1 protein-coding gene is annotated in these 259 nt (G+C 65.6%); it reads right to left on the minus strand.

From position 1 onward, the window contains the following. A partial coding sequence (locus tag FDW84_RS19075; RefSeq protein ID WP_138611041.1) for a hypothetical protein occupies nucleotides 1–259 on the minus strand: 259 nt, incomplete at both ends.

The raw sequence follows: 259 nt of genomic DNA on the forward strand, positions 1-259 counted from the left end.
CCCGCCCGGGTTGTAGATCTTCGCCGTCGGGAAGAACGCATCCATGCCGAAGGTCCGGGATTCGTCGGGCACGATGGGAACCAACCGGTCCCCGAACTTCTTGTCACGGAGAAGGTCCTTCAAGAGCCGGACGAACGCCATCGTCGTAGCGGCCTGTTGCTTGCCGGAGCCACGCTTGGCCACCTCATAGGACTTCGCGTCCGGCAAGGAGATCTCGGCGTGCTTGGACCGGCGCTCCGGGACGGACCCGCCCAGGGCG

The sequence above is a fragment of the Pseudarthrobacter sp. NamE5 genome, from assembly GCF_005796225.1.
In the GTDB taxonomy this organism is placed as follows: Bacteria; Actinomycetota; Actinomycetes; order Actinomycetales; family Micrococcaceae; genus Arthrobacter.